The sequence below is a fragment of the Halorientalis persicus genome (assembly GCF_900110215.1).
Taxonomy (GTDB): domain Archaea; phylum Halobacteriota; class Halobacteria; order Halobacteriales; family Haloarculaceae; genus Halorientalis; species Halorientalis persica.
The window spans coordinates 198465-217299 of sequence record NZ_FOCX01000005.1; the positions used below are offsets into that span (position 1 = coordinate 198465).

Annotated in this window: 24 protein-coding genes, 2 tRNA genes and 1 pseudogene; 22 read left to right on the forward strand and 5 right to left on the reverse strand. The window is 66.2% G+C overall.

The window, feature by feature from the left end; all coding sequences use genetic code 11:
• The first annotated feature begins 8 nt into the window (after positions 1-8).
• Positions 9-377, forward strand: a complete 369-nt coding sequence (locus BMX17_RS07975) for a P-II family nitrogen regulator (protein WP_092658954.1) — start codon at positions 9-11, stop codon at positions 375-377.
• A 15-nt stretch (positions 378-392) separates the two neighbouring features.
• Here BMX17_RS07975 and BMX17_RS07980 read toward each other — a convergent pair whose 3' ends face one another.
• Positions 393-1424, reverse strand: coding sequence for a tyrosine--tRNA ligase (locus BMX17_RS07980; RefSeq protein ID WP_092658955.1), 1032 nt, complete (start codon positions 1422-1424; stop codon positions 393-395).
• Between the two features lie 90 nt (positions 1425-1514).
• On the opposite strand from BMX17_RS07980, the gene BMX17_RS07985 reads away from it, so the two are divergent.
• Both BMX17_RS07985 and BMX17_RS26900 read left to right on the forward strand, forming a co-directional pair.
• On the forward strand, positions 1515-1976 hold the full coding sequence (locus tag BMX17_RS07985; RefSeq protein ID WP_092658956.1) for a DUF7960 family protein: 462 nt from the start codon (positions 1515-1517) through the stop codon (positions 1974-1976).
• 102 nt (positions 1977-2078) lie between these two features.
• Positions 2079-2405 carry a DUF6199 family natural product biosynthesis protein gene (locus BMX17_RS26900; RefSeq protein WP_244514952.1) on the forward strand — a complete coding sequence of 109 codons (327 nt, stop codon included), beginning with the start codon at positions 2079-2081 and terminating at the stop codon, positions 2403-2405.
• 25 nt (positions 2406-2430) lie between these two features.
• On the opposite strand, the gene BMX17_RS07995 is transcribed toward BMX17_RS26900, so the two are convergent.
• Positions 2431-3513, reverse strand: coding sequence for an Mrp/NBP35 family ATP-binding protein (locus tag BMX17_RS07995; RefSeq protein WP_092658957.1), 1083 nt, complete (start codon positions 3511-3513; stop codon positions 2431-2433).
• A 136-nt stretch (positions 3514-3649) separates the two neighbouring features.
• On the opposite strand from BMX17_RS07995, the gene moaA reads away from it, so the two are divergent.
• Complete coding sequence (moaA, locus tag BMX17_RS08000; protein WP_092658958.1) at positions 3650-4675, forward strand: GTP 3',8-cyclase MoaA; 1026 nt, start codon at positions 3650-3652, stop codon at positions 4673-4675.
• Positions 4676-4692: 17 nt separating this feature from the next.
• On the opposite strand, the gene BMX17_RS08005 is transcribed toward moaA, so the two are convergent.
• On the reverse strand, positions 4693-5508 hold the full coding sequence (locus tag BMX17_RS08005; RefSeq protein ID WP_092658959.1) for a hypothetical protein: 816 nt from the start codon (positions 5506-5508) through the stop codon (positions 4693-4695).
• A 286-nt stretch (positions 5509-5794) separates the two neighbouring features.
• On the opposite strand from BMX17_RS08005, the gene BMX17_RS08010 reads away from it, so the two are divergent.
• The 14 genes from BMX17_RS08010 to BMX17_RS08075 all read left to right on the forward strand — a co-directional run bounded on the left by BMX17_RS08010 (position 5795) and on the right by BMX17_RS08075 (position 12513).
• Positions 5795-5879 (forward strand) — tRNA-Ser (locus BMX17_RS08010).
• Positions 5880-5899: 20 nt separating this feature from the next.
• A complete protein-coding gene (locus tag BMX17_RS08015; RefSeq protein WP_092658960.1) occupies positions 5900-6430 on the forward strand; it encodes a 30S ribosomal protein S13 in 531 nt (176 codons plus the stop codon).
• On the forward strand, positions 6430-6948 hold the full coding sequence (locus BMX17_RS08020) for a 30S ribosomal protein S4 (RefSeq protein WP_092658961.1): 519 nt from the start codon (positions 6430-6432) through the stop codon (positions 6946-6948). The genes BMX17_RS08015 and BMX17_RS08020 overlap by 1 nt, the downstream gene beginning before the upstream one ends.
• 3 nt (positions 6949-6951) lie before the next feature.
• The gene (locus tag BMX17_RS08025) at positions 6952-7344 is read left to right on the forward strand and encodes a 30S ribosomal protein S11 (protein ID WP_092658962.1); all 393 of its coding nucleotides are present in this window, start codon (positions 6952-6954) and stop codon (positions 7342-7344) included.
• A gap of 3 nt (positions 7345-7347) precedes the next feature.
• A complete protein-coding gene (locus BMX17_RS08030; protein ID WP_092658963.1) occupies positions 7348-8115 on the forward strand; it encodes a DNA-directed RNA polymerase subunit D in 768 nt (255 codons plus the stop codon).
• A gap of 117 nt (positions 8116-8232) precedes the next feature.
• A tRNA-Leu gene (locus BMX17_RS08035) sits at positions 8233-8317 on the forward strand.
• A gap of 68 nt (positions 8318-8385) precedes the next feature.
• Positions 8386-8736 (forward strand): 50S ribosomal protein L18e, encoded by a 351-nt coding sequence (locus BMX17_RS08040; RefSeq protein ID WP_092658964.1) that lies wholly within the window; start codon positions 8386-8388, stop codon positions 8734-8736.
• Positions 8733-9170 carry a 50S ribosomal protein L13 gene (locus tag BMX17_RS08045; protein ID WP_092658965.1) on the forward strand — a complete coding sequence of 146 codons (438 nt, stop codon included), beginning with the start codon at positions 8733-8735 and terminating at the stop codon, positions 9168-9170. Before BMX17_RS08040 ends, BMX17_RS08045 begins: the two co-directional genes overlap by 4 nt.
• Complete coding sequence (locus tag BMX17_RS08050; protein ID WP_092658966.1) at positions 9164-9562, forward strand: 30S ribosomal protein S9; 399 nt, start codon at positions 9164-9166, stop codon at positions 9560-9562. Before BMX17_RS08045 ends, BMX17_RS08050 begins: the two co-directional genes overlap by 7 nt.
• A gap of 12 nt (positions 9563-9574) precedes the next feature.
• Positions 9575-9769 (forward strand): DNA-directed RNA polymerase subunit N, encoded by a 195-nt coding sequence (locus tag BMX17_RS08055; RefSeq protein WP_092658967.1) that lies wholly within the window; start codon positions 9575-9577, stop codon positions 9767-9769.
• 3 nt (positions 9770-9772) lie between these two features.
• Complete coding sequence (locus tag BMX17_RS08060) at positions 9773-9949, forward strand: DNA-directed RNA polymerase subunit K (RefSeq protein WP_092658968.1); 177 nt, start codon at positions 9773-9775, stop codon at positions 9947-9949.
• Positions 9946-11148, forward strand: coding sequence for a phosphopyruvate hydratase (eno, locus tag BMX17_RS08065; RefSeq protein WP_092658969.1), 1203 nt, complete (start codon positions 9946-9948; stop codon positions 11146-11148). Before BMX17_RS08060 ends, eno begins: the two co-directional genes overlap by 4 nt.
• Positions 11145-11960: a 30S ribosomal protein S2 gene (rpsB, locus tag BMX17_RS08070; protein WP_092658970.1), complete on the forward strand. Its 816-nt coding sequence runs from the start codon at positions 11145-11147 to the stop codon at positions 11958-11960. The genes eno and rpsB overlap by 4 nt, the downstream gene beginning before the upstream one ends.
• Before the next feature lie 190 nt (positions 11961-12150).
• Positions 12151-12513, forward strand: a complete 363-nt coding sequence (locus BMX17_RS08075) for a DUF5518 domain-containing protein (protein ID WP_092658971.1) — start codon at positions 12151-12153, stop codon at positions 12511-12513.
• Between the two features lie 147 nt (positions 12514-12660).
• Here BMX17_RS08075 and BMX17_RS08080 read toward each other — a convergent pair whose 3' ends face one another.
• Positions 12661-13008, reverse strand: a complete 348-nt coding sequence (locus tag BMX17_RS08080; RefSeq protein ID WP_211611305.1) for a hypothetical protein — start codon at positions 13006-13008, stop codon at positions 12661-12663.
• 379 nt (positions 13009-13387) lie between these two features.
• Between BMX17_RS08080 and mvk the strand changes: the two are divergent.
• The 3 genes and pseudogenes from mvk to BMX17_RS26015 all read left to right on the forward strand — a co-directional run.
• Positions 13388-14383, forward strand: a pseudogene (mvk, locus tag BMX17_RS08085) (mevalonate kinase); the annotation flags it as partial.
• Positions 14380-15132 (forward strand): isopentenyl phosphate kinase, encoded by a 753-nt coding sequence (locus tag BMX17_RS08090; RefSeq protein WP_092658974.1) that lies wholly within the window; start codon positions 14380-14382, stop codon positions 15130-15132. The pseudogene mvk and the gene BMX17_RS08090, both read left to right, overlap by 4 nt.
• A 127-nt stretch (positions 15133-15259) precedes the next feature.
• Positions 15260-16570: a midas domain-containing protein gene (locus tag BMX17_RS26015; protein ID WP_170845362.1), complete on the forward strand. Its 1311-nt coding sequence runs from the start codon at positions 15260-15262 to the stop codon at positions 16568-16570.
• On the opposite strand, the gene BMX17_RS08100 is transcribed toward BMX17_RS26015, so the two are convergent.
• On the reverse strand, positions 16567-17700 hold the full coding sequence (locus tag BMX17_RS08100) for an acyl-CoA dehydrogenase family protein (protein WP_092658999.1): 1134 nt from the start codon (positions 17698-17700) through the stop codon (positions 16567-16569). The two genes, BMX17_RS26015 and BMX17_RS08100, sit on opposite strands and share 4 nt — an antisense overlap.
• Before the next feature lie 141 nt (positions 17701-17841).
• Here BMX17_RS08100 and BMX17_RS08105 point away from each other — a divergent pair, with 141 nt between their 5' ends.
• Positions 17842-18651: an SDR family oxidoreductase gene (locus tag BMX17_RS08105; protein WP_092658976.1), complete on the forward strand. Its 810-nt coding sequence runs from the start codon at positions 17842-17844 to the stop codon at positions 18649-18651.
• Positions 18652-18835: the final 184 nt, after the last annotated feature.

Consider the following 18835-nt stretch of genomic DNA (forward strand, 5'->3'; position numbering starts at 1 on the left):
CGCCAAGAATGAGCGAGAATCCGAGCGACGACCGCGACATCGAGATGGTCGTGGCGTACATCCGACCGAGCCGACTCGACGCGGTCAAGGAGGCTCTCGCCGAGGCCGGCGCGCCCTCGCTGACGGTCTCGAACGTGCGTGGGCGCGGGAGCCAGCCCGCAAAGACGGGGCAGTGGCGCGGCGAAGAGTACGTCGTCGACCTCCACGAGAAGGTCAAGATCGAATGCGTCGTCGCGGACGTGCCGGGTTCGACGGTCGCCGAGGCGATCCGTGACGCGGCCTACACCGGCGAGGCGGGCGACGGGAAGGTGTTCGTCCTCGACGTGGCCGAGGCCTACCGGATCCGGACGGGCGAGCGCGGCCCCGACGCGGTCTGAGCGGCCGGCAGCCAGTCACTCGTAGTTCTCGGGGTAGGCCTCAGCCAGCAGGTCCGGGCGGTCGGTGAGGCGCTCGCGGATCGGGGCGATGACCTCGTCGATGTAGCCGGCGGCGGCGTTCTTGAGGTCCGCCGGGTGGAGGTCACCCTCGACGTAGGTCGCTTCGAGCGCGTCGTAGTCCTCGAAGACGAGGTCGCCGCCGTACTCGTCGGGGCGTTCGACGACGAACTCCTCGCCACGCTGTTCGAGGATCGGGAAGACGAGGAAGCGAACGTACTCCAGCACGCCGTTGTCCTCGACGTCGCCCTGCGGACAGTACGCGCCGTTGATCTTCTCTTCGACCTGTTCGGGGTCGTCGGTGAGGTTGATCTTCGAGCCGGCTTCCGACGCGCTCATCTTCCCGCCGGAGAGGCCCGACAGGAGCGGGGCGAACAGACAGACGGGGGCCTCGCCGCCGTGGTCGGGGAGGATCTCGCGGCCGAGCATATAGATGCCGCGCTGGTCGATCCCGCCGTAGGCGATGTCGGCGTCGAGTGCCTTCACGTCGAGGTTCTGCATGAGCGAGTAGATGAGGCCCCCGAGGTTCGGGCTCTCGCTCTCGCGGACGACCTCGCTACCGGCCCGTTGCGCGCGGGAAACGGTCGTCTCCGCGGCCATGCGGTACATCTCGATGGTGTACTCCTCGTCGAGTTGGAAGTCGGTGCCCCGAACGAAGTCGATAGACTCGGGGTCGCCGCCGGCCGAGTCGAGCATCGCGCGGATCGACTCCTCGTAGTACTCGCTGCGGGCGTCGAGCAGGTCCCACGGGCTCTTCTCGCTGTCGAGGTGGGCGTGCAGGTCGGCGATCAGGACGGTGACGTCGACGCCGGCCCGCTGGAAGTCCGCGAGTTTGCGGATCGTGGTGAAGTGGCCGATGTGCATCTCGCCGGTGGGGGCGTAGCCGATGTACGCCGTCGGCTCCCCGTCGAGCAGTTCCTCCAGTTCGTCCTCGGTGACGACCTCCTCCGTGTAGCGCGTCAGGAGGTCCAGCCGGTCGGCCGTGTTCATACCTCCGAGTCCCGGTGCCGGCGATTAAAACCTTGTCAGTCGCGCCGCGCACGCGAGGGTTTCATACGCAGGGCGTCCGTAGACGGCCCTATGTACACGGGGAAGACGGAGAAACCCTGTTGCCTGTGTGGGAACCCCGACACCGAGTCGCGGCTGGACCTGCCGCCCCGCGCCGTCCAGCAACTGGACAACAGCGGTCCCATCGCCTGGCAGGACATCGTCGGCGAGGTCTCGATCTACTTCTGTGAGAGCGACTGGGAGACGGTGGTCGACCTCGTCCTCGACGCCGGTATGAGCCCGCTCTCGCGGTGCAACGCCGCCCGTGCGGACTTCGACCTCCGCGAGGACTTCGAGGCGCTGCTCAACGACGTGCGCGACGAACCGGATCAGCGACCGCTGGAGCGGGAGATGCGCGAGGAGAGTCGCCGCGTGATCGAGGAGTACGAGGAGGACGACCACGTCGACGTGCGCGATCTCGTCGAGGCCCGCGTCGTCACCTGGGCGCTCGAAGACCTCTCGGCCGAGGGGGACGCAGCGGCCGCAGACGACTGAGCGGGTGCAATCGAAGTATCTAAGTGGTTTTGTCAACGCAGGGGAATAGATCGTTCGCCCTGGCGGTCCAGCTCCACGATGCTCTCGAACCAGACGAGCCGAGTGTCACTCGGTCTGGCCGCGGTACTCGTACTGCTCGCAGCCCAGCCGGCCGTCGCGGGGGCGGAGCCGACGGCGACCCCGAGCGACAGCGACAGTGAACCGACCGGCGCGGGTGCGTTCGGCTTCATCCTCGTACTGTTCGGTCTCCCGGGGACCGTCCGTCCGTACGGCACGGCCCGGTTCAGTGAACGACTCGACGCCATCGGAAGCGACAGGCGTCTCGAAGAAGTCGAACCCAGCGACTGGATGGTCCTGCTCACAAGGATCGTCAGCGTCGCGATGGTGCTTTTCGGCGGGTTCCTGATCCTCCTCGCGGCTCTCGGGTAGACGCCGTTCCCGCCCCAGCCGCCGCTCAGTGCGCGTGGTCGTGATCGTGGTCGTGCTCCGGCGTCGAGCGCTCGATGGAGAGGCCGCGCCGGTGGACGACTCCCTGCATATCGGCGGCTTCGGCGGCGAACTCCCGGAGGGCCTCGCCGGTCTCCGACTCGTCGTCCAGCACGACGGGCTTGCCGTCGTCGCCGCCCTCTCGGACGCGGGGATCGAGCGGGATCGATCCCAGGAAGGGCATCTCGGACTCGTCGGCGAACTCGCGGCCGCCGCCCTCGCCGAAGATGTGGTGTTCCGACCCGCAGTCGGGACACTGGAAGGAGGCCATGTTCTCGACGATGCCGAGCACGGGCGTGTCGTGTTTGCCGAACATCTCCAGACCCTTGCGTGCGTCGTCGACGGCGACTTCCTGGGGGGTGGTGACGATCACCGCGCCCGTGACGGGCACCGTTTGAAGCATCGACAGCTGGGTGTCGCCGGTTCCGGGGGGCAGGTCGATCACCATGTAATCGAGCGCGCCCCACTCCACGTCCTCCCAGAGCTGGGTGAGGACCTTGTGGACCATCGGTCCCCGCCAGATGACGGGGTCGTCCTCGCCGACGAGGAAGTCCATGCTCATCAGCTTCATCCCGAACTTCTCGACCGGGACGAGCTTCTCGTCTTTGGTGGCTTTGGGGCGTTCCTCGGCGGCGACCATCCGCGGGACGTTCGGGCCGTACACGTCGGCGTCGAACAGGCCGACACGAGCACCCATCTGGGAGAGGCCGGCCGCGAGGTTGACGGCGACGGTACTCTTGCCGACCCCGCCCTTGCCCGAGGCGACCGCGATGATGTTCTCGACGTTGGGCAGGATCTGTTCGGCGGGGTCGACGCCGCTGTCCACGTCCGCGGAGAGATCGATGTCGAGACCGCTGCCGGCGAGTTCCTCGCGCACGTCGTTGGCGATAGCCGTCTCTGTCGGGGAGTAGGGTGCGCCGAGCGCCAGCGAGATGTGAACCGTGTCGCCGTCGACGGTGATGTCGTTGACCAGCTCGAGTGAGACGATGTCGTCGCCCAGATCGGGGTCGGTCACGTTCCGGAGCCGGTCCCGAACGTCGCTTTCGTTCATACCACGAGGAGGGGTCGGCGCGGCGATAAGGATTGTGAACTCGTGCATCTGCACCGACCACGACGTAACTGTTTAGGGTTACACTAGCCCGGTTTTCGTCAGCGGATTTAAGCACGCGGCAGTCCGATCAGTGGATATGTTGGTCGACCAGTTCGGGCGGGAAGTGTCGGGGGTCCGTGTCTCGCTGACGGACCGGTGTAACTTCGACTGCGTCTACTGCCACAACGAGGGACTGGGCGACACGCGCGGGCCGATGGACGCCCGGGACGACGAGATGAGTACCGACGACGTGGTCCGCTTTCTGGAGGTCGCCCGGGAGTTCGACGTGGAGGCTGTGAAGTTCACCGGTGGCGAGCCGATGCTTCGAGAAGATCTGGAGGAGATCGTTCGGCGCACGCCCGACGGGATGGAGACTTCGCTGACGACCAACGGCACCTACCTCCCCGACCGCGCCCCCGATCTGGTCGACGCCGGCCTCGACCGGGTGAACGTCTCCCAGGACGCCCTCGACCAGGAGGCGTTCGCTCAGGTCACCCAGAGCGGCGAGTACGAGGCGGTCATCGAGGGCGTCGAGGCGGCACTCGACGCTGGTCTCCAGCCCGTGAAACTGAACATGGTCGTCTTCGAGCAAACGGCGGGGTACGTCCCCGAGATGGTCGATCACGTCGCGGAAAACGACGGCCTCCAGCTCCAGCTCATCGAGTATATGCCCGAACTCGCCGGCCGGCCGGAGTGGGCCGTCGACATCCAGCGCGTCCACGACTGGCTGGAAGAACAGGCCGACCACGTCGAACAGCGGGATATGCACGACCGGCGGCGCTACTGGGTGGGCGGGCGTCCCGCGAGTGCGTCGAGCGGGGCCTCGTCGGACGCCGACAGTGAGTCGGACGACGACGCGGGCGGCATGGTCGAGATCGTCGATCCCGTCGGGAACGCGGACTTCTGTGCGAACTGCCATCGCGTGCGCGTCACGCACGAAAGATACCTGAAAGGCTGTCTCAACCGGAACGACGACCTGCGGTCGATGGGCGAGATGAGCAAAGTCGAGATCAGAGAGGCGTTCCGCGAGACGGTCCACGAGCGGGTGCCCTACTACGGGGAGTACATGATCAAAGACGACGATGGCGAGTGGACGATCAACGAGGAGTACATCGGCGTCTAGGCGGGCACCGCCGGAGCCTATCGAATGCCGACGGCGTCTCGTTCTCGCGGTCGCTGATCGACGTACAGCATCCCGAGCGTGACCACGAACAGCCACTTGCACACCTCGTAGACGACGCGCCGCGCGAACGCGAAGTCGAGCATCGGCGCGCTCCCGGCCCAGATCCACCGCAGGACGGTGAACAGGCCGACCATCCCCGCGAGGATCGAACCCGCGACCAGCCCGGTCGCGAGCAACGTACCGACCACGGTCCAGCGGGCGCGCCTGACTGCCTGCCAGCCGAGACTGCCCGCGAACGTGGGGCGGGCGCGGTCGATCACTGCGGCGGGGACGATCAGCGTCGAGGACACCAGCAGGTAGAGCACCAGTGGATAGAGCGGGACCAGGTACAGCTCGAGCATCCCAGTGGTCGGGATACCCGGGGCGAAAATCGCCACGTCACCGCCCAACAGCGCCAGCAGTACGAGCGAGGCGAGCGTGATCGGCAACAGGGGCACGGCGACCACGGCCGACCCGACGACGGTCCCCTGCACGAACGAAATCGGCGACTGTGGATCGACGCCGGTCCAGTCGGCCACGGCCAGGTAGGTCACCGCCAGGACCGGGCAGGCGACCACGAACTTGGCCACGAGCAGTTCCAGCGGCGTGAGATAGGTGGGCGCGACCGACGCGAGCACGCCGACGGCCAGATACAGCGCCGCGAGCGACGGCAGGTCACGGAGGAACTTGCCCGACCGCACCTGGAGCGAGAGCGTGTGTCGGGCCGACGTGGGCAACGAGGAGAGGGCGGTCTGGAGCCAGTCACGCCCTCGCTCCGATCGGGGTCTCGTCATCGACACCGGACGGCGAGTACGGTCGCCGGCGCTATCGGTCGCCCCTGTCGAGCCCCCTTCATCGCCCGATCCTTTCAGTCGACCGTACAAAATACCTCTCCCTCAAAAGACAGGATGTTCGGGAAGGGGGTCCATCGGCACGCCGTCGGGGCCAGCGGTCGGGACGGTTCCGTTGCGTTTAAATAGGCCCTGGCAATACGAGCAAGTACAGATCGTGTAGGGGCGTCGGGCCCCGAGTCCGACTGAGACGCGGTGTCTCGCGGGCGGAGATACAACAGACAAGCGGGTCGTGGTAGCCAAGTCTGGCCCAAGGCGCAGGGTTGCTAACTCTGTGGCGTCAAGCCTCCGGGGTTCGAATCCCCGCCACGACGCTCACCGACAACGGTTACACATGAGTGCAGAAGACCCACCCGAGGACGAGGACGCGGAAGAAGAGGAGGACATCCGCTACTTCGTCCGTATCGGACAGACAGACCTCGACGGGACGAAGTCCGTCGAGAAAGCACTGACAGACATGAACGGTATCGGACACCGGGCCGCCCGGATCATCACCGACAAGACGGACATCGACCGTCGGGACACCTTCGGCAAGCTCGAGGACGAGGAGATCGAGGAGATCGTCGATCTCGTGGAGAGCTTCGCCGAGGAGGTTCCCGAGTGGATGACCAACCACCAGTCGGACTTCTTCTCGGGGGAGACGACCCACGAGATCGGCAACGACCTCGGCATGACCCGCCGGCAGGACATCAACCGGATGAAGATGATCGACTCCTACCGCGGGGTTCGCCACAAGCGCGGGCAGAAGGTCCGTGGCCAGCGCACGAAGTCCACCGGTCGTACCGAGGGGACTATCGGCGTCAACGTCGAGGCGATCAAGGAAGAACAGGCCGAGGAGGCCGCCGAAGAGGGCGGTGAGGAATAATGCCACTCGGAACCAAGACCAAACTCTACGAGACGCCGAACCACCCCTTCCAGGGTGAACGTATCGCCGACGAGCACGACCTCGTCGCTCGCTACGGACTCAAGAACAAAGAGGAACTCTGGCGCGCCCAGTCGGAACTGCGATCCTACCGGCGCGAGGCCCGGCAGCTGCTCGGTGCCACCCAGGGTGACGCCGAAGCCGCCGAGAGCCAGGAGTTCCTGGCCCGGCTGAAGAAGCTCGGCATCCTCAACGAGGAGGACAGCCTCGACGACATCCTGTCGCTGGACGTGACCGACGTGCTGGAGCGTCGGCTCCAGACCGTCGTCTACCGCAAGGGCCTGGCCAACACGGCCAAGCAGGCCCGCCAGTTCATCGTTCACGGACACGTCACGGTCGAAGGGAGCCGCGTCACCGAGCCCTCGCGGAAGGTCGCCGTCGCGGAAGGCGACGCCGTCGAGTTCGACAGTACGAGTCCGCTGACGGACGAACTCCACCCCGAACGCGCGGAGGAACAGTAAACCATGGCTGAGGAAGGACCTGACGACATCTGGGGCATCGCCCACGTGTACGCATCGTTCAACAACACGATCATCACGATCACCGACCAGACTGGCGCGGAGACGCTCGCGAAGTCTTCGGGCGGGACGGTCGTCAAGCAGAACCGCGACGAAGCGTCGCCGTACGCGGCAATGCAGATGGCCGAGACAGTCGCGGAGAAAGCCCTCGCGCAGGGCGTCGAGGGCGTCCACGTTCGCGTGCGCGGTCCCGGTGGGAACCAGCAGACAAACCCCGGTCCGGGCGCGCAGGCGACGATCCGCGCGCTGGCACGAGCCGGCCTGGAGATCGGTCGTATCGAGGACGTGACACCCACCCCACACGACGGGACACGCGCACCGAAGAACAGCGGGTTCTAACACATGGCACCGGACTACGACGTGGAGTTCATCGACCGGGGCGACCGCGACCGCGAAGCACGATTCCTCGTGCGCGACGTGAGTCCCGCGTTCGCGAACGGGATCCGGCGGGCGATGATCGCCGACGTGCCGACCCTCTCGATCGACGAGGTGCGAGTCATCGAGAACTCGTCGGTCATGTTCGACGAGCAGATCGCGCTCCGGCTCGGGCTGGTCCCGCTGACCACGCCCGAGGACTACGAGATCGGAGAGACGGTAACGCTCGCGCTGGACGTCGAGGGACCGGGGACCGCCTACTCGGGCGACCTGGTCTGTGATGACGACCGCGTCGAGCCGGCCGACAAGAACGTCCCGATCATCGACCTCAAGGACCCGGAAGGGTCCGAGACCCCCCAGCGGCTTGAAGTCGAGGCCGACGCGGTCTACGACGTGGGTCGGGAACACGCCAAACATCAGGGCGGCGTGGCGGTCGGCTACCGTCACCTCCAGACCGTCGACGTCGTCGGCGACGCCGACGAGTACGGCGACGACGACCCCCACATCCTGCGTGGGGTCATCGAGGAGGACGGCGAGTTGGTCCCGACCGAGGAGTTCGACCACGACCTGACCCAGCGGTATCCGGGGAAGGAGGTCGAGGTATCGGACGTGCCCAACGCCTTCGTGTTCCACGTCGAGACCGACGGTTCGATGTCGGTCGACGACCTGGTGACGGGCGCGGTGGACACGATCCACGACCGGGCCGACGAACTGAAAGACGCAGTACAGCTATAATGATCGACACTGCCCCTGCACACCGACATGACGCCCCCCGTCCCCTGAAGAGCGGCCGGGCCGACCGGTGGACAATCGAAAGCGGTTTGAAGGGGCAGTTGGAACTGACATATGCGCGCAGGGATAGCCAAGTCAGGCCAACGGCGCAGCGTTCAGGGCGCTGTCCCGTAGGGGTCCGCAGGTTCAAATCCTGCTCCCTGCATTGTTCGGCTCGTCACAACCGACGAGCCGTGAAAGCGAGCAGTCAGCACTTTGCTTCGGAGGTAGGACATGAGTAAGACGAACCCGAGACTCAGTAGTCTCATCGCCGACCTGAAGTCGACCGCCCGGAACTCGGGCGGCGAGGTCTGGGGCGACGTTGCCGACCGGCTGGAGAAGCCGCGAAGCACGCACGCCGAAGTCAACCTGGGCCGCATCGAGCGGTACGCCCAGGAAGACGAGACAGTGATCGTGCCCGGGAAGGTCCTGGGCAGTGGCGTCCTGCAGAAGGATGTCACGGTCGCCGCCGTTGACTTTTCCGGCACGGCCGAGACCAAGATCGACCAGGTAGGCGAGAGCATCACGCTAGAACAGGCACTCGAACGCAACCCCGACGGCGGCAACGTACGGGTGATTCGATGAGTATCGCAGAATTCGACGCGGATGTCGTCGTCGAGGCACGTGACTGTATCCTCGGTCGGGTCGCCAGCGAGGTGGCCCAGCGCGCGCTCGACGGTGAGCGCGTGGCCGTGATCAACGCCGAGCAGGCGGTCATCACCGGCAACGCCGAGGACACGATGGAGACGTACCGGACGCGGCGCGATATGGGCTCGGACCGGGGGCCGTACTACCCGAAACAGCCCGACCGCATCTTCAAGCGCGCGATCCGCGGGATGCTCCCGTACAAGAAAAGTCGCGGGCGCGAGGCCTTCGAGAACGTCCGTGTCTACATCGGCAACCCCCACGACGAGGACGCCGAAGTCGTCGAGGGGACGTCGCTGGATCGGCTCTCGAACATCAACTTCGTCCAGCTGGGCGAGGTTAGCGAAGAACTCGGAGCGAACGTCACATGGTAACTAACACGTCAGGCAAGAAGAAGACGGCCATCGCACGCGCGACGGTCACCGACGGCGAGGGTCGGGTTCGGGTGAACTCCCAGCCCGTCGAACTCGTCGAGCCGGAGCTGTCGCAGCTGAAGATGCTGGAACCGTTCCGTATCGCCGACGACGACCTGCGCGAGGAAGTCGACATCGACGTGCAGGTCGAGGGCGGCGGCGTGTCTGGACAGGCCGACGCCGTCCGGACTGCCATCGCGCGCGGGCTGGTCCAGTTCCACAACGACGCGGAACTGCGGGACGCCTACATGGAATTCGACCGGTCGCTGCTGGTCAACGACGTGCGCCAGACCGAACCCAAGAAGTGGGGCGGCCCGGGCGCACGGGCGCGCTACCAGAAGTCCTACCGCTGAGGTGATTCAAGTATGATGGTACCGGTCCGGTGTTTCACCTGTGGTAACGTCGTCGGCGAGCACTGGGAGGAGTTCAAGGCCCGCACCAGAGAGGGCGACGAGGACCCGGAGAAGGTCCTCGACGAACTCGGTGTGGAGCGACACTGCTGTCGCCGGATGCTCGTCTCGCACAAGGACCTCGTCGACATCGTGGCACCGTATCAGTGACACATGGCAGGACAGGACAACAGATACGAGAAGGCACGCATCATCGGCGCGCGAGCGCTGCAGGTGGCCTACGGCGCACCGGTGCTCATCGACACCGAACAGACCCAGCCGATCCTCATCGCGGCCGAGGAGTACGACGCTGAGGTCCTGCCGTTCACCGTCAGGCGGGGTGAACAGTGACGCTGATCGCCGACGTGTCTCTCCGGCGGATCCTCGACTCCCGCGGCAACGGGACGGTCGAGGCGGAGGTGACCACGGACAACGGCGGATTCGGTCGTGCGGCCGCCCCGAGCGGCGCGTCCACGGGCGAGTACGAGGCTATCGAACTGGAGCCCAGCGAGGCCATCGCGAAGGCCCGCGAACTGGCGGTGCCGCGACTCGTCGGCGAGGTCTTCGCCGGCGACCAGCGCGGCGTCGATCAGGCGCTGCACGGTGCCGACAGCACGGACGACTTCTCGAAGATCGGGGCCAACAGCGCGGTCGCGATCAGTATGGCCGCGGCCAAGGCCGGTGCAGACACGCAGGGAATCCCCCTCTATCAGCACCTCGGCGGTGCGTTCCGGGGGCGGAACTTCCCGGTGCCCCTGGGTAACGTCGTCGGCGGCGGTGAACACGCCGCGGACGCGACCCACATTCAGGAGTTCCTGGCCGCACCCGTCGGCGCGCCGAGCGTCGCGGACGCGGTGTTCGCCAATGCGGCGGTTCACCAGGAGGTCCACGACATCCTGACCGAGCGCGGGATCGCGGCCGGCAAGGGGGACGAAGGCGCGTGGGCACCCTCCGTCGACGACGCCGAGGCGTTCGATATCGTCGCCGAGGCAACCGAGCGAGTCGAAGACGAGTTCGGCTTCGAGGTCCGGATGGGGCTGGACGTGGCCGGTGCCGAGCTGTACGACAACGAGGACGGCGTCTACAGCTACGGCGACCGGACCCGCGATACGGCCGAACAGATCGACTACATCGCGGATCTCGTCGACGAGTACGACCTCGTCTACGTCGAGGACCCGCTCGACGAGAACGACTACGAGGCATTTGCCGACCTGACGAATCAGGTGGGCGAGGAGACGCTGATCTGTGGCGACGACCTGTTCGTGACGAACACGGACCGGCTCGCCGAGGGGATCGAGCAGGGTGCGGCCAACAGCATCCTGATCAAGCCCAACCAGATCGGCACGTTGACCGACGCCTTCGACGCCATCGAACTGGCTGTCGAGAACGGGTACGCGCCGGTCGTCTCCCACCGAAGCGGAGAGACCGAAGACGCGACGATTGCACACCTCGCCGTGGCGACCGACGCGCCGTTCATCAAGACGGGCGCGGTCGGCGGCGAGCGCACAGCGAAGCTGAACGAACTGATCAGAATCGAGGACAACGCATGAGTGGAAACGACGAAGAGGGTCTCGACGCCGCCGAGTCGGAGGTCGACCCGGAGCCGACCGGCGAGTCCGGTGCGGAGCCGGAGCCCGATCCCGACACGGACGTCGCCGAGGCCGACGACGAGGAACAGACCCCCGACGCCGAGTCGGGTGAACCCGAGGAGGCGGCCGAAGAGGCCGCCGAAGAAGAGGAAGAGGAGCCGCGACTGGACGAGGACGTCATGCCCGACGACGAGGCGGACCTCCTCATTCCGGTCGAAGACTACCTCGCGGCAGGTGTCCACATCGGGACCCAGCAGAAGACCCAGGACATGGAGCGGTTCATCCACCGCGTCCGGACCGACGGGCTGTACGTGCTGGACGTCTCGATGACCGACCAGCGGATCCGCACCGCCGCCGACTTCCTGGGCGATTACGACCCCGAGCAGATCCTCGTGGCGTCCTCGCGCCAGTACGGTCGCTTCCCGGCCGAACAGTTCGCGGACGCCATCGGCGCTCGCGCACGCACCGGTCGGTTCATCCCCGGGACGCTCACGAACCCCGACTACGAGGGCTACATCGAGCCCGACGTCGTGGTCGTGACCGACCCCATCGGTGACTCGCAAGCTGTGAAGGAGGCCATCACCGTGGGCATCCCGGTCATCGCGATGTGTGACTCCAACAACCAGACGAGCAACGTCGACCTCGTGGTCCCGACGAACAACAAGGGTCGCAAGGCCCTGTCGGTCGTCTACTGGCTGCTGGCCAACGAGACGCTCGACCGCCGCGGTGCCGAACCCGCCTACGCGCTCGAGGACTTCGAGAGCGAACTGTAGATTTCCGCCGCCACTGCTTCGCCTTTTTCGATGTCGTTGGCTCCGTAGCGATAGCGTCGGCTCCGTGGACTGCGCCGTGTCCTTCGGTGCAGGGAATCGGACAGCGGCCACGGGGCCGAACCGGGGCACCGGGGCGCGACGATATGTGACTCCCTCAAGAGCTTAGTTGCTCCCGGTCGAGGCCGGGCGTATGGCCGACGATTCCACGATGAACGCCCTGATCGGCGGTGTCGTGACGATAGTGCTCTCCTTTACCGGCTTCTCGCCAGTCCTCGGCGGGGCGGTCGCCGGGTACCTGAATCAGCGCGACGGCGTGCGCGTGGGCGTACTGGCGGGACTGGTGGCGCTGGTGCCGATGGTGCTCGGGATGTTCTTCCTCGGTGGATTCGTGGGGCTGTTCGCGATGTTTGGGGGTCGCGGTGGGATGATGGCTGGCGGTGTGGGGCTGTTCTTTCTCCTGTTCGGCTTCGTCTTCTTCGCCGTCTTCGTCGTCGGGCTGTCGGCGCTGGGCGGGTACATCGGGGAGTACCTGTACGCGGAGGACGTCGTCTGACCCCGGTCGTTCGGCTCCGTCGAAACCCTCCACGACTGATGCTAGGCGTAGTGACTGGAGGGCGTGAGTTCGATACCGCTGGCCGCGCTCGTGGGCTATTTGCCACTACAGGTAGCGAGTATGCCCCCAGCGGCGGGGTCGACAGTATCAGTTTGCGACCTCGAGGAAGTCCTTCGGTGTGGTGCCAACACGGATGACGATGGGGTCGTACTCCTCGTTGGTATTGAACACGACACCGATCCTCTCTGCATCCGTGTCGTCGATAGACACTGTCTTGCTTGCCTGCGAACTGCCCGCTATCTCCGTGTTCACGAGTTCGACGCTGACCACATACTCACCGGTGGCGCCCAACACGCCACCGCTATTCTGATCCTGCTCGTGCTCCAGGTCGAACGTCTTCTCGAGTGCGGTGTCTCCGGTGGGATCGACGACCTCGATCGATCCCTCGACCCGCCGGTCCGCCATGTTGAACACGTTTACCTCTTCGAGAGCCACGTCACTCGTGAATCCTCTGATAGCAGAACACCCAGCTACCGAGGTCAGAAGGGCTGTTCCGCTCGTCACGAGAACTTGCCGTCGGGTCGTCGACACTCCGTTCGTGTGGGTTCGCGTCCTCATGAGTACACTATATCCTGTTTTCGGGGTCCTAATATACGAGCACGCGTGGAGTGTCTCACGTCGAGAAACACGTCGCGTGGTTCTCCGGGTAGCCTGCGGCGGGTGGCACAGCCGTATGCGGGGGTGGTGTCGTGTTCTGTATCCGGGACTGAACTGTGGCAGACGCGCACTGTCTGCAGCACGGCCGCTGACACCTCTCACCGACTACGGAGTTCGACGAACCCGGTAGTTCCATTACCACGGGGGGAAACGGACGGATATGGTCGTTTCAAGCGCACCGGGGAAGGTCTATCTCTTCGGGGAGCACGCGGTGGTGTACGGAGAGCCGGCGGTGCCCTGTGCGATCGAACGACGGGCGACGGTCACGGTCGAAGAACGCGACGACGAGGCCTTGCGCGTCCACTCGACGGACCTCACGCTCGACGGGTTTACCGTCGAGTACGGGGGGCAGGCCGACGACCACGCCGACGTAGACGTTCCGGAGCGGCTGGTCGAGGCGGCCGTGGGCTACGTCGACTCCGCGGCCGCGCAGGCCCGTGACGCGGCCGACCGCCCCGACGCCGGCTTCGACATCACCATCGAGAGCGAGATCCCGCTCGGGGCAGGACTGGGTTCCTCGGCGGCGGTCGTCGTGGCGGGCATCGACGCGGCGACGCGGGAACTCGGCGTCGAGCTCTCGTCGCGGGAGATCGCCCAGCGCGCCTACGAGGTCGAGTACGAAGTGCAGGACGGACAGGCCTCGCGGGCGGATACGTTCTGTTCGGCGGTCGGCGGCGCGGTCCGGGTGGAAGGCGACGACTGCCAGCCGATTCCGGACGTGCCCACGCTCCCGTTCGTCATCGGCTACGACGGCGGGGCCGGGGACACGGGGGAACTCGTCGCGGGCGTGCGCCGGCTCAAGGAGGAGTATCCGTTCGCGGCCGACACTGTCGAGACGATCGGCGATCTCGTTCGGCAGGGCGAGCGAGCGCTCGAAGCGGGCGATCTGGACGAACTTGGCCGGCTGATGAACTTCAACCACGGATTGCTGGAGGCGCTCGGCGTCTCGTCGCGGTCGCTCGACGAGATGGTGTGGGCGGCCCGGGAGTCAGACGCGCTGGGGGCGAAACTGACCGGCGCGGGCGGCGGCGGCTGTGTCGTCGTGCTGGACGAGACCGAGGAGGCGCGGACCGCGCTGTCCTACACCCCCGGATGCGAAGAGACCTTTCGGGCGGAACTGGACACCGACGGTGTGCGGGTGGAAGGGCGATGACTGTCGTCGTCAAACTCGGCGGGAGCGTCGTCACCGAGAAAGACGAGCCCGAGACGCTGGACGAGACGGCCATCGAGCGGGCGGCGCAGGCAGTCGCCGCAGCCGACGCGGAGGTCGTCGTCGTCCACGGCGGCGGCAGTTTCGGCCACCACTACGCGACCCGCCACGGCGTCTCCCGGGCGGAGGGGACGACGGACGCGACGGCCGTACGGGAGATTCACGGGGCGATGCAGCGACTGAACGACGCGATGGTCGACGCGCTCGCCGATGCGGGCGTCCCGGCGGTACCCGTCCATCCGCTGTCGGCCGGCGCGCGGGACGGCGATGGCGAACTCACCCTCCCGACAGACCAGGTAGAAACGATGCTCGACGAGGGCTTCGTCCCGGTGTTGCACGGGGACGTGATCGCCCACGCAGGGGCGGGCGCGACCATCGTCAGTGGGGACGAACTCGTCGTGGCGCTGGCGACGGGCCTCGACGCCGACAGGGTCGGCCTTTGCTCGGCGGTCCCGGGCGTCCTCGACGCCGACGATGCGGTGATCGACCGGATCGATGCGTTCGAGGACGTGGCCGCGGTGCTCGGCGGGAGCGAGGCCGCCGACGTGACCGGCGGGATGGCCGCGAAGGTCCGAACCTTGCTGGATCTTGGCACCCCCGCCTCGATCTTCGCGCTTTCCGACCTCGACGCGTTCTTCGCGGGCGAACGGCCGGGGACCCTGGTCGCGGGTGCCGGCCGGAACGAATCGTAGCGACGGGATACTCTCCATCGTGACAAGGTACGAACACTTGCCTGGGCGGAAACCCGGTCACGGCGCGGTCTCGCGTCGTCCGAAACGTGGCGTACTCTTATTGGGGATTGTTACCAATAACAGCGACATGACAACTGTGAGAATCGTAGACGGGGCCAGATACGGCTTCAAGATGGTCGGTCTCGTCTTCGGACTGCTGGTGGTCAGCGGCGTCCTGTTCACGCTCGGCGGCCTGCTGGCCACAGGCGGCGAGCTGACCGTACAGGGGTCGCTCCTGGCGTCCGGTCGACCAGCGATGCTGGCCGCCGGCGGATTCTTCGGACTCGCCGGTGTCGTGGTATTCTACGCTGGCACCGTCGGGCTCGTCCACAAGCTGATCGCGGACAGCGTCACCGCCGGCGTCGAGAACGCGGACCAGACGGCCGGGAGGCAAGCACCGGCCGAGGACGCAACGAGCGACGGAACGACGACCAGCGAATCCGAGTCCGAGACGGAGACGGTCTTCGACCGCGAGAACCGGCCGGACACGGATCCGATCGCGGCCGATTCGCCGTCGGGGACCGAACCCGACGCCGAGGCGTCCGAGCCGGCGACCGAAACGACGGAGCCAGCGACCGAAACGACGGAGCCGGCGACCGAAACGGTCGAACCGGAATCGGTGGACCTGGTCGACGAACCGACGAAAAAGCCCGGCCAGGCCTCCCCGTCGACCGAGCCGGTAGCGGACGCCGCGGCTGATCGTGTGGCCGATCCAGGGTCGGAGCCGGATCGGGCCGAGACCGATGCGGACGTGGACATGGACAGTGGCGCGCCACAGGACGGCAGTGCTGAAGCCGAACCGATCGAAGACGCGCCGGATATCGGTACCGAGCCGGAGGCAGTCGACGACACGACAGACGACAGTGCAGACGTGATCGATCCAGTCGCCGAATCCGAAGAGGGGGACGATGCCGACCCGATCGAATCGGCCCCGGAGACCGGGGCGACGGCTGACGACGGGTTCACCGGGGACGAGTCGTCCACCGAGGACGACGAGCGGCCGACGCCCGAAGACATCGACCGAGCGCTCACCGAGGCGACCGAGAGCGGCTTGGGCGAGGAACCGACCGACGCGGAGTCGGGCGTGGTCGACGACGCGGCCTCGGACGAGGCCGAAGCGGTGTCACCGGCCGACGACGAGCGCGACACCGACGAAGTGAGTCCCGACGACGTGTTCACCGAACCCGAGGGCGAATCCGCCGCTGATGGCGACGAGGAGTCCTCTGAGGTGGCGAAAGCCGACGTGATCGACCGTGCGTTCGAGCAGGAAGAAGAGGAGGATCTCGACGACGACGCACACACGATCATCGACGACGCCATCGAAGAGGGTGAGGTCGAGGACACCACTGACGAACCGGGCGACTGGGAACCGCTCGACGAGAGCGATCTGAAAGACTAGAGGCCCAGCAGTTCTTTGGCGACGATGTTGCGCTGGATCGCGCTGGCACCTTCACCGATCTGGTAGAGTTTGGCGTGGCGGTACTGGCGTTCGACCGGGTAGTCCCGGGTGTAGCCGTTCCCACCGTGAAGTTGCATGGCGTCGCTGGCGACTTCCTCGGCGACCTCCGAGGCGTAGAGTTTCGCCATGCTGGCGAGTTTGGTCGGTTTCTCGTCGCGGTCGATGCGGGCGGCGGCGTCGTAGGTGAGCCGGCGGGCGTTCTCGACTTTCACCGCCATGTCAGCGAGCGTGTGCTGGACCGCCTGGAACTCCTTGAGCTTCCGGTCGAACTGCGTGCGCTCGTCGACGTACTCGACGGCTTCGTCGAGACAGCGCTGGGCGATCCCCAGCGCCTGGGCGGCGATGCCGACCCGCTCTTCCTCGAAGAACTCCATGAGCTGGTAGAACCCGGCGTCCTCGTAGCCCACGAGGTTCTCCTCGGGGACTCTGACCCCGTCGTACCGCAACTGGGCGGTGTCCGAGGCGTTCCAGCCCATCTTGTGGATGTCCGACTCGACCTCGAAGCCGTCGCGGTCGGTCTCGACGATGATGGCGGAGATGCCGGCGTGACCCTCGACACCGGTCCGACACATCGTGAGGACGTAATCCGCGATGGAGCCGTGTGTGATGAACGTCTTCACGCCGTCGATGACGTACTCGTCGCCGTCCTTTTCGGCGGTCGTCTCGATGCTCGCGGCGTCGCTCCCGTGGTCTGGTTCGGTGTTGCCCAGCGCGCCGATCAGTTCACCCGAGGTGATCCCTTCGAGGATCCACTCTTTCTGGGCTTCGGTGCCGTACTCCGCGATCATCCGGGTGCCGAACTCGGTGCCGATGGCGGCGAGCATCCCAGCGTCCGCGCGGGCGATCTCCTCCGCGAAGATCGAGGCCTCGACCTGCCCCATCCCCGCGCCGCCGTACTCCTCGGGGATCGAGACGCCGATCAATCCGGCGTCGACGGCTGTCTGCCAGACTTCCTCGGGCCACTCGCCGCTCTCCTCGTGTTTACGGGCGACCGGCTCGACCTCGTTCTCGGCGAACTCGCGTGCTGTCTGCTGGACGGCCCGTTGTTCCTCCGTCAGGGAGAAATCGATCATAGGCCAGCGACGGCGAGTAGTGTGTTAACTGTTTCCGAACGACAAGAACCGGCCACCTGTTTATCGTTTCCTGTTCTATGGAAACGTATCACAAGAAATTAGAAACGCATTTACCGTGGCTGTCCGGGAGTGTAGGGGATGACAGGGTTCGATCCGACGCCGCCGAGTACGGACGTGTTCGCCGAGGACGTGTTAGCGGGCGAGAGCGCGCTGATCACCGGTGGTGGGACGGGCATCGGGGAGGAGATTGCACTGGCGATGGCTGACCACGGCGCGGACGTGGCCGTCGCGAGCCGGAACATGGACCACCTTGCGCCGGTAGCTGACGCGATCGAGGAGAAGGGGCAGGACGCCTGTGCGACGACCGTCGACGTGCGCGACGAGGACGAGGTGGACGCGATGACCGAGACGGTGATCGACGAGTTAGGGGAGATCACGATCCTCGTGAACAACGCGGGAGCGAACTTCATCACCCCGACCGAGGAACTGTCCGCCAACGGCTGGCGGTCGGTCGTCGGAACCATTCTCGATGGGACGGCCTACTGTTCGTTCTCGGTCGGTGAACACATGATCGAGAACGGCGGCGGGTCGATCATCTCGATGGGGGCGACCAACTCCGAGTTCGGCGCGCCCTACCACGCTCACTCTGGGGCCGGAAAAGCAGGCGTTCACAACCTGATGCAGTCACTGGCGAGTGAGTGGGCCAAGTTCGGCATCCGCGCAAACACGGTCGCGCCGGGCATCATCGAGACCGAGGGCATCGCGGGCGCGGTCGGCGGGTCTCTGCCCGAGCAACTGCTGGACGATCTGGCCGCGGACCGATTTGGCGACCCGGCGGACTGCGTTCCGCTCGTCCTGTTTCTGGCGAGTCCGGCCGCGAACTACGTCACCGGGAGTTACTACGTGGTCGACGGCGGCCATCTGCTCCACCAGTCGCCGATGGGGTGAGGCGGCCGCGCGTTGAGGACCTGGGGGGTGTTCAAACCCAACAGTTTTAAAAGCGGGCGTCGAAGGGCTGGATAACCGAGCGCACGGCCGCCCGGACTCGGACGCGGCGGCCGGCAACACATCGAGCGGTTCGATGTGTCCGGAACGGGTCGGCTCCCGTCCGCCGTCGCACGTCACGGGCCGT